This window comes from Histidinibacterium lentulum (genome assembly GCF_003789055.1).
In the GTDB taxonomy this organism is placed as follows: Bacteria; Pseudomonadota; Alphaproteobacteria; order Rhodobacterales; family Rhodobacteraceae; genus Oceanicola; species Oceanicola lentulus.
Genome location: NZ_ML119087.1, coordinates 70,378 through 82,466 on the forward strand (window position 1 = coordinate 70,378; position 12,089 = coordinate 82,466).

At 69.0% G+C, this 12,089-nt stretch carries 14 protein-coding genes; 12 read left to right on the forward strand and 2 right to left on the reverse strand.

Going from position 1 to position 12,089, the window contains the following annotated elements:
- Window positions 1-76 precede the first annotated feature (76 nt).
- The 8 genes from EAT49_RS14370 to EAT49_RS14400 all read left to right on the forward strand — a co-directional run bounded on the left by EAT49_RS14370 (window position 77) and on the right by EAT49_RS14400 (window position 8,096).
- On the forward strand, window positions 77-1,459 hold the full coding sequence (locus EAT49_RS14370; RefSeq protein ID WP_123642993.1) for a bifunctional enoyl-CoA hydratase/phosphate acetyltransferase: 1,383 nt from the start codon (window positions 77-79) through the stop codon (window positions 1,457-1,459).
- On the forward strand, window positions 1,459-2,601 hold the full coding sequence (locus tag EAT49_RS14375; protein WP_123642994.1) for an acetate/propionate family kinase: 1,143 nt from the start codon (window positions 1,459-1,461) through the stop codon (window positions 2,599-2,601). Before EAT49_RS14370 ends, EAT49_RS14375 begins: the two co-directional genes overlap by 1 nt.
- A 64-nt stretch (window positions 2,602-2,665) precedes the next feature.
- Complete coding sequence (locus EAT49_RS21255) at window positions 2,666-2,818, forward strand: hypothetical protein (protein WP_185020767.1); 153 nt, start codon at window positions 2,666-2,668, stop codon at window positions 2,816-2,818.
- 186 nt (window positions 2,819-3,004) lie between these two features.
- The gene (gene pheS, locus EAT49_RS14380) at window positions 3,005-4,078 is read left to right on the forward strand and encodes a phenylalanine--tRNA ligase subunit alpha (protein ID WP_123642995.1); all 1,074 of its coding nucleotides are present in this window, start codon (window positions 3,005-3,007) and stop codon (window positions 4,076-4,078) included.
- Between the two features lie 6 nt (window positions 4,079-4,084).
- Window positions 4,085-4,597 carry a hypothetical protein gene (locus tag EAT49_RS14385; protein ID WP_123642996.1) on the forward strand — a complete coding sequence of 171 codons (513 nt, stop codon included), beginning with the start codon at window positions 4,085-4,087 and terminating at the stop codon, window positions 4,595-4,597.
- A gap of 63 nt (window positions 4,598-4,660) precedes the next feature.
- Window positions 4,661-4,870 carry a phenylalanyl-tRNA synthetase subunit beta gene (locus EAT49_RS14390; RefSeq protein ID WP_123642997.1) on the forward strand — a complete coding sequence of 70 codons (210 nt, stop codon included), beginning with the start codon at window positions 4,661-4,663 and terminating at the stop codon, window positions 4,868-4,870.
- Between the two features lie 342 nt (window positions 4,871-5,212).
- Window positions 5,213-7,609, forward strand: a complete 2,397-nt coding sequence (pheT, locus tag EAT49_RS14395; RefSeq protein ID WP_123642998.1) for a phenylalanine--tRNA ligase subunit beta — start codon at window positions 5,213-5,215, stop codon at window positions 7,607-7,609.
- A gap of 37 nt (window positions 7,610-7,646) precedes the next feature.
- Entirely contained in the window at window positions 7,647-8,096 is a 450-nt protein-coding gene (locus EAT49_RS14400) for a YtoQ family protein (protein WP_123642999.1), read from the forward strand.
- 115 nt (window positions 8,097-8,211) lie between these two features.
- Here the strand turns inward: EAT49_RS14400 and EAT49_RS14405 are convergent, their stop codons facing one another.
- Window positions 8,212-8,922, reverse strand: a complete 711-nt coding sequence (locus EAT49_RS14405; protein ID WP_123643000.1) for a glutathione S-transferase family protein — start codon at window positions 8,920-8,922, stop codon at window positions 8,212-8,214.
- Window positions 8,923-9,061: 139 nt separating this feature from the next.
- Here EAT49_RS14405 and mscL point away from each other — a divergent pair, with 139 nt between their 5' ends.
- A complete protein-coding gene (gene mscL, locus EAT49_RS14410; protein ID WP_123643001.1) occupies window positions 9,062-9,445 on the forward strand; it encodes a large conductance mechanosensitive channel protein MscL in 384 nt (127 codons plus the stop codon).
- Between the two features lie 39 nt (window positions 9,446-9,484).
- Here mscL and yghU read toward each other — a convergent pair whose 3' ends face one another.
- Window positions 9,485-10,357, reverse strand: coding sequence for a glutathione-dependent disulfide-bond oxidoreductase (gene yghU / locus EAT49_RS14415; protein ID WP_123643002.1), 873 nt, complete (start codon window positions 10,355-10,357; stop codon window positions 9,485-9,487).
- Between the two features lie 146 nt (window positions 10,358-10,503).
- Between yghU and EAT49_RS14420 the strand changes: the two genes are divergently transcribed.
- The 3 genes from EAT49_RS14420 (at window position 10,504) to EAT49_RS14430 (ending at window position 12,083) form a co-directional block, all read left to right on the forward strand.
- Window positions 10,504-11,106: an exopolysaccharide biosynthesis protein gene (locus EAT49_RS14420; protein WP_123643003.1), complete on the forward strand. Its 603-nt coding sequence runs from the start codon at window positions 10,504-10,506 to the stop codon at window positions 11,104-11,106.
- A gap of 88 nt (window positions 11,107-11,194) precedes the next feature.
- Window positions 11,195-11,695, forward strand: a complete 501-nt coding sequence (locus EAT49_RS14425; protein ID WP_123643004.1) for a copper chaperone PCu(A)C — start codon at window positions 11,195-11,197, stop codon at window positions 11,693-11,695.
- Entirely contained in the window at window positions 11,658-12,083 is a 426-nt protein-coding gene (locus EAT49_RS14430; protein WP_123643005.1) for a hypothetical protein, read from the forward strand. Before EAT49_RS14425 ends, EAT49_RS14430 begins: the two co-directional genes overlap by 38 nt.
- The last annotated feature ends 6 nt before the right edge of the window (window positions 12,084-12,089 follow it).

The following is a 12,089-nucleotide window of genomic DNA, read 5'->3' on the forward strand; positions in this document are numbered from 1 at the left end:
TGATCGCGCGGCTTGCACCCGGCGCCGGGAGACGGGATCACGGGGAACGAGGCAGGAGACCGGAGCGAGGACAGCCATGACGCGCTACGCGAACACGACCTATGACGCGCTCGAAATCGGCATGGAGGCCAGCATGCGGCGGCTCTGCGTGGCCGACGATCTCTATGTCTTCGCCCATGCCAGTGGCAACATGAACCCGATGCATCTGCCGGACCTCGACGGCGATGGCGACGGGGCGCCCGAGGCGGTGGCCCCCTCGGCCTGGCTCGCGGCGCTGATCTCGGGCGTCTTCGGCAACTGCCTTCCCGGGCCGGGCACGCTCTACCGGTCGCAGAGCCTGCGCTTTGTCGGACGCGCCCATCCCGGAGAGGAACTGGTGGCGCGGGTCAGGGTCACCGCCAAGGGCGAGAACCGGGAGGTGACGTTCGATGTCTGCGTCGACGGCCCCGAGGGCAGGCGCCTCGTCGAGGGAGAGGCGGTGGTGATCGCCCCGGACCGCGCGGTGTCGGTGGAGGCGGGGGCCGTGCCCGGCCTCACGGTGCAGAGGCATGTGCATTTCGACCGGATGCTGGAGAGGGCCGAGCATCTGGACCCGATCCCCACCGCCGTGGTGGCCCCCGAAAAGGCGGATGCGCTGGAGGGCGCGCTGCTGGGGCGGGATCACACGCTGATCTCGCCGATCCTCGTCGGCAGCGCCGCACTGATCGCGCAGGCGGCGACGGAGGCCGGGCTCGACATCGCCGGGCTCGAGATCATCGACGAGCCCGACCCAGCCCGGGCGGCGGCGAGGGCCGTGGCGCTGGTTCACGAGGGCCGGGCGAAGGCCGTGATGAAGGGGCATCTGCACACCGACCTGCTGCTCTCGGCGGTGATGAAGCGCGACGGCGGGCTGCGCACCGGGAGGCGGCTGTCCCATGTCTTCGCCATGGACGTGCCGGGCGTCGATCACATGGTCTTCGTCACCGATGCCGCGATCAACATTTCGCCTGACCTCGCCACCAAGGTGGACATCGTGCAGAACGCCATAGACCTCGCCCGTGCGCTGGGGGTGGAGGAACCGAAGGCGGGGATCCTGTCGGCGGTGGAGGTGGTGAACCCGAACATCCCCTCGACGGTGGATGCCGCCGCCCTGTCGAAGATGGCCGACCGGGGGCAGATCACCGGGGGGCTGGTGGACGGGCCCCTGGCGATGGACAATGCGATCGACCTGCAGGCCGCGGCGACGAAGGGGATCCGGAGCCTTGTCGCGGGACGGGCGGACATCCTCGTGGCGCCCAATCTCGAATCGGCGAACATGATCGCCAAGCAGCTGACCTTCATGGCCCATGCCGAGGCGGGCGGGCTGGTGATCGGGGCGATGGTGCCGGTGATCCTGACGAGCCGCGCCGATGACGAGAAGGCGCGGCTGGCGTCCTGCGCCATTGCCGCGCTCCATGCCGCTTACGGGGCGGGGCGCTGATGGCCGCGCTCCTGACGCTGAACGCCGGGAGTTCCTCGCTGAAGTTCTCGCTCTGGCCCGACGGGGTGACGCGCGGCGCCGGGGGGCAGGTGGAGCAGCTCGGTGGCGCGGCGCGTCTGGTGTTCGACGGGGGCGACGGAGAGGAGGCGAGGGAGATCGGGCCGGTGGACCATGCCGGGGCGCTGGAGGTGATCCTCGATGCGCTGGCGCCTGCGCTGGCCGGGCGGCGCGTGTCGGGGGTGGGTCACCGGATCGTCCATGGCGGGGCGGACCGGCGGGGGCCGGCGCGGCTGACGGCGGAGGTGGTGGCGGAGCTCGAGGCGCTGGCGCCCTTCGCGCCGCTGCACCAGCCGCACAACCTCGCCGGGCTGAGGGCGGCAAGGGCGGTGTTTCCCGACGCGGTGCAGGTGGGGGCCTTCGACACGGCATTCCACCGCGGGCATCCCTGGGTCAACGACACCTTCGCCCTGCCGAGGGAGTATTACGAGGCGGGTGTGCGGCGCTACGGGTTCCACGGGCTGAGCTACGAGTACATTGCGGGCGTGCTGGCGGCCGAGGCGCCGGAACTGCACGCCGGGCGGGTGATCGTCTGTCACCTGGGCAACGGCGCCTCGATGTGCGCGCTGAAGGGCGGCCGGAGCGTCGGGTCCACCATGGGTTTCTCCGCGCTTGACGGGCTGCCCATGGGCACGCGCTGCGGGCAGATCGACCCGGGCGTCCTGCTCTACCTGATGGACCGGCGCGGGATGAGTGCCGGGGAGATCACCGCGCTTCTCTACCGCGAGAGCGGGCTGAAGGGGCTGTCGGGGATCACCTCGGACATGCGGACGCTGGAAGCCTCGGACGATCCGAGAGCGGGGGAGGCAATCGACTATTTCGTGTTCCGCCTGTCGCGGGAGATCGGCGCTATGGCGGCGGTTCTGGGCGGGCTCGACGGGCTCGTCTTCACGGGGGGGATCGGGGAGAACTCCGCATTGATCCGCGCGCGGGCGGTGGAGAGGTTGGGGTTCCTCGGGCTTGCGGTGGACGAGGCGGCCAATGCCGCGCGCGCGCGGGAGATCGGCGCTGGGCCGGTGCGGATCCTCAGGGTCGAGACGGACGAGGAATCGGTGATCGCGGCGGCGGTGCGCGCGGAAGTTTGACGGGGGGCGGCGGGCCTCGGGGGGTGGGTTGGAAACCCACCCTACGGAGCGGGGTCGGGGGGTGGTGGGTTGGAAACCCACCCTACGCCCGGCTGGGGCGGCGGCCAATGCGGCCTGCGCCCGCGAGATCGGGGCGGGGACGGTCCGCATCCTCAGGATCGAGACCGACGAGGAGGCGGTGATCGCCGCGGCGGTGCGGGCAGAGCTGGCAGGGTAGGGTGGGTTTTCAACCCACCGACCGTCGCGCGGAGGGACCGCATGCCTCGGTGGTGGGTTGGAAACCCACCCTACGCCCGGCGGCAGGGCGGGTTTCGGGTCCCGCGTGACGCGTCCCCCGCGTCCCCGCCGGTTGCCAAGGGCGCGCGCGGCGGCTACCTCACGCGCGCCGGGCAAGGGGACACGCATGGACGATCTGCGCGAGAAATATCTGGGGCTCATCCGCGACGCGGCCGACGAGAGCCGGCTCGAGGACTTGCGGGTCCAGGCCATCGGCAAGAAGGGGGAGGTCAGCCTCGCCATGCGCGAACTCGGGCGGATGACCCCCGAGGAGCGCAAGGAGGCCGGGCCGCGGCTGAACGCCCTGAAGGACGAGATCACCTCGGCGCTCGCCGCCAAGAAGGCCGCGCTGGGCGACGCGGCGCTGGAGGCGCGGCTGGCCTCTGAATGGCTCGACGTCACCCTGCCGTCGCGGCCGCGCGCGCAGGGCACCGTCCACCCGGTGAGCCAGGTGACCGAGGAAATCACGGCGATCTTCGCGGACATGGGCTTTTCCGTCGCCGAAGGGCCGCAGGTCGAGAGCGACTGGTACAATTTCGACGCGCTGAACATCCCCGGCCACCATCCCGCGCGGGCGGAGATGGACACGTTCTACATGGCGCGCGCCGAGGGCGACAATCGCCCGCCCCATGTGCTGCGCACCCACACGAGCCCGGTGCAGATCCGGCACATGGAGGCCCATGGTGCGCCCTGCCGCATCATCGCGCCGGGACGGGTCTACCGCTCGGACTACGATCAGACGCATACGCCGATGTTCCACCAGGTCGAGGGGCTGGCCATCGACCGCGACATCTCCATGGCGAACCTCAAGTGGTGCCTCGAGGAATTCGCGGCGGCCTTCTTCGAGGTGGAGAAGGTGGAGGTCCGCTTCCGGGCTTCGCATTTCCCGTTCACCGAGCCTTCGGCGGAGATAGATTTCCGCTGTTCCTGGGTGGGCGGGCAGCTGAAGCTCGGCGAGGGGGACGACTGGCTGGAGGCCGGCGGCTCGGGCATGGTGCATCCCAAGGTGCTGGCGGCGGGCGGGATCGACCCGGACCAGTGGCAGGGGTTCGCCTTCGGCCTCGGCATCGACCGGCTTGCGATGCTGAAATACGGCATCCCCGACCTGCGCGCGTTCTTCGACAGCGACCTGCGGTGGCTGCGGCACTACGGCTTTGCCGCGCTCGACGTGCCGACCCTGCATCGCGGACTGTCGGCCTAGGGCATCATGGCGCCGGGCCTTCTGCCGCGCCTTGTCGCGCTGATGGACCGGCGGCTGATGCCGGGCGCGGACGCTCTGTCGCTGGGGCCGGTCTGCGTGGAGGTCGAGGCGCGGCTCAGCGGTGCCGAGATCACGCTCGACGAGGCGCGGACGATCATGGCGGAGATCGACGCCAAGGCGGCGGCGCTGCTGGCGGTCCTTGCGATCCTGCTAGCGGCCTCGGCCTTCCTCTTCTCGCTGTCGGAGACCTGGCTCGCGCTGATCCTGATGTTCTCGCAGGTGGCGGTGATTTCCGTCTCCATCCTCTACCTGTTGCGCTGCCTGATCTACGAGCCGTCGCCGCGCCTGAGGCACCTCTTCGAGATGGAGGGGGTGGCGGAGGAGTTTCATCTGCAGATCGAGGCGATCAAGCAGGTCCGCTATTTCAATCGCACCGTCGTGCAGACAGCCGTCACGGCGGCGCTGTTCTTCGTCATGGCGCTGCAGGTGGGGGTGGAAACGCTGCTCGCGCGCGGCTGACCGGCCTTGCGGCGGATGCGCGCGCCCGCTCGACCGGGGCCGGGCGGGCGCCATGTCGGGACCATGCCGCGCTGGTTCCGTTATCTCGCCTTCGTGTTCGTCCTGGCCGCCATCGTGCTCGGGCACGTTGCGCTGTGGCGAGCGGAGGATGTGCCGCTCGAGGCCAAGCAGCGGCTGACGGTGCTCAATGCGCTCGGGTGGGGGGTCATCATCCTGCCGGCGGTGGGCGTGTCGTTCTGGCTCAAGGCGCATAAGCGGCGGAACCGGGAGTAAGGAGGTGGCGGGGCGTGGTGGGTTGGAAACCCACCCTACGGGTTGGTCTGAGGTTGCGCGCACGGCCTGCCCGCGCCGCGGCCGCCCCTCCCCGGGGGCGGGCGCAGGGGTGAGGTCTCGCGCCGAACGAATGTGCGGCGGGGTGGCGGGGACAAAGCACGCCGCTCGGGCCGACCGAAGCGCCCGCCCAGGGGCGGCCACGGCGCGGGCTGGTCTCGTCTTGCGGGGCGCGAGGCGGGTTGGAAACTCACCCGACAGCCAAGGTGGCGCGGGCCGGCCTTTCACCCCCCGGCGAGCTGGGCTAGAGAGCGGGCGACCCCGGACAGCCAGAGGCACGGCCCCATGAAATTCACCCTTTCCTGGCTCAGGACGCATCTCGACACCGAGGCGTCCGTCGAGGAGATCGCCGAGACGCTGACCGATCTCGGGCTCGAGGTGGAGGGCGTGGAGAACCCCGCCGCGGCCCTGGCGGAGTTCACCCTGGGCAAGGTTCTGAAGGCGGAGAAGCATCCCGATGCGGACAAGTTGCGGGTCTGCCAGGTGCTGACCGACCGGGGCGAGGTGCAGATCATCTGCGGCGCGCCCAATGCGCGCGAGGGGATCACGGCGGTGATCGCCCATCCGGGCGTCTACGTGCCCGGCATCGACACGACCATCGGCGTGGGCAAGATCCGGGGGATCGAAAGCCACGGGATGATGTGCTCCGAGCGGGAGATGGAGCTCTCGGAGGAGCATGACGGCATCATCGAGTTGCCCTCGGGCGAGGTGGGGGAGCGGTTCGTCGACTGGCTGGCGAAGAACGACCCAGCCAAGGTGGACCCGGTGATCGAGATCGCGATCACGCCGAACCGGCCCGACGCGCTGGGCGTGCGGGGCATCGCGCGGGATCTGGCCGCGCGGGGGCTCGGACGGATGAAGCCCCTGCCGCTGGAGCCCGTTCCGGCGAGCTTCCCCTGCCCGGTGAGCGTGACCATCGACGAGGATACGCGGGGGCAGGCGCCAGTCTTCTTCGGGCGGCTGATCCGGGGGGTCAGGAACGGGCCGTCGCCGCAATGGATGCAGGACAGGCTGCGGGCGATCGGGCTGCGGCCGATCTCGTTCCTCGTCGATGTGACGAACTACATGACCTACGACCTGAACCGGCCGCTGCACGTCTTCGACGCGGACACGATCACCGGATCGGCGCTGCGGCTCTACCGCGCGAAGGGCGGCGAGACGCTGGTGGGGCTGGACGAGAAGACCTACACCTTCGAGCCGGGGATGACGGTCATCGCCGATGCCCAGGGGCCCGAGAGCATCGCGGGTGTCATGGGCGGGCTCCGGACGGGCTGCACGGCGGAGACGGTGAATGTCTTCGTTGAGGCGGCGTATTTCGATCCGGTCAGGACGGCCTACACGGGCCGCGCGCTGAAGATCAATTCCGATGCCCGCTACCGCTTCGAGCGCGGGATCGACCCGGCCTTCACGCCCGAGGGGCTGGAGCATGCGGTCAGGATGATCGTGGATCACGCGGGCGGGGAGGCCTCGGAGGTCGTCAGGGCGGGGGAGATCCCGGACTGGCGGCGGGGGTACCGGCTCGATACCGCGCGGGTGGAGAGCCTTGTGGGGATGTCCATTCCGGCGGAGACGCAGCGCGCTTCGCTGGAGGCTCTGGGATTCACGCTGGAGGGGGACATGGCCTATGCGCCGTCCTGGCGGCCCGATATCCTGGGTGCGGCCGATCTGGTGGAGGAGGTGGCGCGGATCGCGTCGCTGACGAAGCTGGAGCCGAAGCCCATGCCGCGGATGGGCGCGGGCGTGGCACGGCCGATCCTGACCCTGTCGCAGAAGCGCCAGCAGGCGGCGCGGCGGACGGCGGCGGCGCTGGGGCTCAACGAATGCGTGAGCTACTCGTTCATCGACGGGCGGGCGGCGGAGCTCTTGGGCGGGACCGAGGCGGCGCGGCTCGAGAATCCGATCTCCTCGGAGATGAGCCACATGCGTCCTTCGCTGCTGCCGGGCCTTCTGCAGGCGGCGGCGCGGAACCAGGCGCGGGGCTTCGCGGCCCTCGGCCTTTTCGAGATCGGTGCGGCCTTTTCGGGCGGCGAGCCGGGGGAACAGGAGACCGAGGTCGCGGGGCTGCGCGTGGGGCGGACCGGGCCGAAGGACCTGCACGGCGCCTCGCGGCCTGTGGACCTTTTCGACGCGAAGGCGGATGCGGAGGCGATCCTTGCCGCCATCGGCGCACCGGCGCGGTTGCAGATCCGGCGCGGCGGCGAAGGCTGGTGGCATCCGGGGCGGCACGGGCTTCTGTGCCTCGGGCCCAAGGTGGTGCTGGGCGTTTTCGGCGAGCTGCATCCGAAGGTTCTCGACGCGCTCGACGTGAAGGGGCCGGCGATGGCGCTGGTGCTCTGGCCCGACCGGGTGCCCGAGCCGCGCAAGGCGGGGTCGGCCCGCGGGGCGCTCGATGCGGTGGACCTTCAGGCCGTCGAGCGGGATTTCGCCTTCGTCCTCGATCAGGATGTCGAGGCCGCGGCGGTGATGAATGCCGCCCAGGGCGCCGACAAGACGCTGATCGAGGAGGTGCGCGTCTTCGACCTCTTCGCGGGCGGCAGCCTTGGCGACGGGAAGAAGTCGCTGGCGATCACGGTGCGGCTGCAGCCGCGCGGGGCGACGCTGACCGACAAGGAGATCGAGGCGGTCTCGGCAAAGATCGTGGAAAAGGTCACCAAGGCCACGGGCGGCAGCCTTCGGGGGTGATCCCCGGGGGTGGTCCCCGCAGGAAAGGGAGAGAGACATGACATTGCAGGTCTACCTGTCGGGAGAGATCCACACCGACTGGCGCGAGACGGTGATGGCGGGCTGCGAGGGGCTCGACATTCAATTCTCTGCGCCGGTGACGGACCATCCGGCGAGCGACGATTGCGGGGTCGCGATCCTCGGTCCCGAAGAGAAGAAATTCTGGCACGACCGCAAGGGCGCGGGCGTGAACGCGATCCGCACCCGGCATCTGCTGGAGCAGGCCGACGTGGTCGTCGTGCGGTTCGGGGAGAAGTACAAGCAGTGGAACGCCGCCTTCGACGCGGGCTATGCGTCGGCGCTGGGCAAGCCCCTCGTGATCCTGCATCCGGAGGAGCACGGGCATGCCCTGAAGGAGGTGGACGAGGCCGCGAATGCCGTGGCCGAGACGCCCGAACAGGTGGCGCAGATCCTGCGTTACGTCCTGACGGGCCGGCTGCCGGGCTGATCCTGCGGCCGGTGATCCGACGGAGCGCCTTCGGCGCGCAGGATGCGCTCGCCCCGCCTTTCGGGCGGGACGAGCAGGCCGGGACATGGCCGCCGGTCTCCGGTGAGTGCCCGTTTCAGGCAGCGGCCTGGTCGGGATCCGGGATGCGGCGGCCGCGCCGGGCCGCGGGGCGGTCGAAGAAGCGATCCACATAGGCCGGGACGCGAACGAGGTCGGTGTAGCCCGTGACCTCCTTCGCGCCGTAGAAGTCCAGCGCATTGAGCCAGGGCGCCAGCGCGATATCCGCGATGGAGAAGTCTCCCGCGATCCAGTCGCGGTCCTCCAGCCGCTTCTCCACCACGGCCAGAAGCCGCTTCGCCTCGCCGATGTAACGGTCCCGCGCGGTGGGGTCCTCCATCTTCGCGCCTGCGAACTTCCAGAAGAAGCCGAGCTGCCCGAACATCGGGCCGACCCCGCCCATCTGGAACATGACCCATTGCAGGATCTCGTATTTCTCTGCGGGCGTGCCGCCCATGAGGCGACCGGACTTATCCGCCAGATAGACCAGGATCGCGCCCGATTCGAAAAGTGCGAGGGGGGCGCCGCCGGGGCCGTCGGGGTCGATGATCGCGGGGATCTTGTTGTTGGGATTGAGCGACAGGAAGGCGGGGCTCTTCACGTCCGTGTCCGAGAGGGTGACGAGGTGCGGCTCGTAGGGCAGGCCCAGTTCCTCGAGCGCGATGGAGACTTTCACGCCGTTGGGGGTGGGATAGGAATAGAGCTGGATCCGGTCGGGATGGGCGGCGGGCCAGCGTTCGGTCACGGGAAAATCGGCAAGAGCGGTCATGGGTCTTCCTTCGTCCTGGGTGATGCGGGAAAGCTATGGCCCAGGGGGACAGGCGAAAGGGTCTTTCCCTTGCGGCAGGCTGCGTCGACACTGTGCGCGACCGCACCTGCGGCCGGAAAAGCGAGGATGAGAGGACGCAATGATCAAGGAATTCAGGGACTTCATAGCCAAGGGCAACGTGATGGACCTTGCCGTCGGGATCATCATAGGGGCGGCCTTCACGGCGATCGTGACCTCGCTCGTGGAGGATCTGGTGAACCCGCTGATCGGGCTCTTCATCGGGGGGCTAGATTTCTCGGGCCTCAGCTTCGGCGTGGGCGAGGCGCAGTTCATGTACGGCAATTTCATCACCGCCGCGATCAATTTCCTGATCATCGCCCTCGTTGTCTTCATGCTGGTGAAGGCGGTGAACCGGATCAAGGCCATCGCGGAGAAGCCCGACGACGTGGAGCCGACCGTGGAGACGGGGCCGTCGGAGCTCGATATCCTCATCGAGATCCGCGACGCGCTGAAGAAGGGCTGAGCGTCCGGCCCCGCCGGGTCGACCGGCGGGGCGGTGCCGTCACTGGGCGGCGTCGCCGATCTTGTCCTGCGTGCGGGTCTCGAAATCCTGCGCAGAGTGGCGTTCCCACAGCTGGGTGTGCGGCTCTCCGGATTTGCGGTTGACCATTCGTCCGCGCTGCACCGCCGGACGGGCGTCGATCTTCTCGGCCCAGGCAAGGACGTTGGCGTAGCTCCTCACATCGAGGAAATCGCCCGCGTCATAGAGCCGGCCAAGGGCGAGTTGCCCGTACCAGGGCCAGATCGCCATGTCGGCGATGGAATAGTCCGCGCCGGCGATGAAGGGTTTCTCGGCCAGCTCCCGGTCGAGCACGTCCATCTGACGCTTCGATTCCATCGCGTAGCGGTCGATCGGATAGCGGTATTTCTCGGGCGCATAGGCATAGAAGTGGCCGAAGCCGCCGCCGAGGAAGGGGGCGGAGCCCATCTGCCACATGAGCCAGCTGAGCTGTTCGGCGCGGGCAGGGCCCGAGGGAGCGAGGAAGGCGCCGAACTTCTCCGCGAGATGGATCAGGATGGCGCCCGATTCGAAGACCCGGACAGGCTCGGGTCCGGATCTGTCGATCAGGGCAGGGATCTTGGAGTTGGGATTGGCGGCGACGAAGCCCGAGCCGAATTGCTCCCCCTTGCCGATGTCGACGAGCCAGGCGTCGTACTCGGCGCCCTCGTGCCCTTCGGCGAGCAGTTCCTCGAAGAGCACCGTCACCTTGACCCCGTTGGGCGTGGCCAGCGAATAGAGCTGGAAGGGATGCGCGCCCACGGGCAGGTCATGGTCGTGGGTGGCCCCGGCGACGGGGCGGTTGGTGCTGGCGAACTTGCCGCCGTTCTCGCGGTCCCAGGTCCAGACGGCGGGGGGCGTGTAGGTTTCTGTCATCGGAGGGTCTCCTTGCGTGCGCCCCGGACCCTAGCGGCCGACCGGCCGGTGGCAACAGCGGGACCGCGCCGGTGCCGGTGACGCAACGTTGATATTCCCGGCAGCGCGGCGCATCTAGCCGGCAGGGACCGGGGAGCCAGAGCAACATGTCCGACGAGAACGAGGCGCCGCATCCGGTCCAGGACGTGGTGGACCGGCTGGCCTCAATCGCCGTCAAGGACGTGCTCACGCTGCGGGAGCTGATCGAGGCCTTCGGCACCGCCTCCTTCGTACCCGCGCTGATGGTGCCGGCGATCCTCGTGGTCTCGCCCCTGTCGGGCATCCCGGTGTTCTCGTCGATCTGCGGGCTGACCATCGCTCTGGTGGCGTTGCAGATGCTGATGGCGCGGACGCATCTGTGGTTGCCAGGGATGCTGATGGAGCGGCGGATCCGCGGCGCGCATCTCGCCGCGGCGATGAGCCGGATCCGGCGGCTCGCACGGTGGCTCGACCGCAACAGCCGGGACAGGCTGACCGTGCTGACCCGTGGTCCGGGGGTGCTGCTGCCCAGGACCCTCGCGATGCTGTCCGGCCTCGCGATGCCGTTTCTGGAACTGGTGCCGTTCTCATCGTCGATCCTCGGGATGGCGACGCTGTTCTTCGCGGTCAGCTTTCTGTCGCGGGACGGGCTTTTCGTCGTTCTGGGGGCGGGGATGATGGGGCTCGCCGCGCTGGTGCCGGTGACCATCCTGACATCGATCGTGGAATGAGAGCGCTTGTCATGGAGTGGCAATGTTATAATGTTACACGGCTGTCGGAGCCGGGCCGGCCCGGTTCGTTCACATCCGGAGATTTCTCATGCGCCTTCTGCCGATCCTTGCCCTCACGCTCCTGCCGCTGGCCGCCTTTGCGGACGACAGCCACGACCATGATCACGACCACGACACGGACGACCACCTGACGGAAGCGGAGGGGCTGCGGATCATCCATGGCTGGGCCCGCGCGAGCGACGGGCCCGAGGCGCAGGTCTTCATGGAGATCGAGAACACGCGCGATGACACCGTGGTGCTGACGGGCGCCGAGGCGGACTGGGCCGGCGCCGCGCGGCTCGTGGGTGCGCCGATTTCCGTCGATGGCGGGACCGTACCGCTCGAGGAAATGGAAATCGCGGCCGGGACGACGTTCGACCTCACGCCCGATACGGTCTATGTTCTGGTCGAGGATCTCGCCGCGCCGCTTCAGGAGGGGGACACGGTTGAGATCGAGGTCGAATTCGCGGAGATCGGGCATGTGGAGATCGCGGTCGAGGTGGAAGCTGCCGATGCTCGGCAGCATTCTCACGCTGGTCACTCTCACTGAGGCGCGGGCAGGCGATGACCCGTGGACGCTGATCGCGGGCGTCGAATACCGGGAAGTCATCGAAGGCAACGACTGGCGGGTGGAGAAGACCCTCCCGCCCCCGCTTGTGGAGGCGGCGAAGGCGCCCTTCACCGTGAGCGGCTATTACGTTCCGATCGAAGCGCAGGCCTACGTCACCAACTTCCTGCTGGTTCCCGATCCGGAGAACTGCCCGTTCTGCGGATCGTCGGGCATCGGCATCCTCCTCGAGGTCTTCGCCTCGGACCCGATGCCGGACCTGCCGGAGGGGACGGAGATGACGCTGACCGGGACGTTGGAGATCGTCGACGATCCGTTCACCTATCAGGCGGTCAAACTGGTGGACGCGCGGCCCGTGCCGAAGAGCTGATCGCGG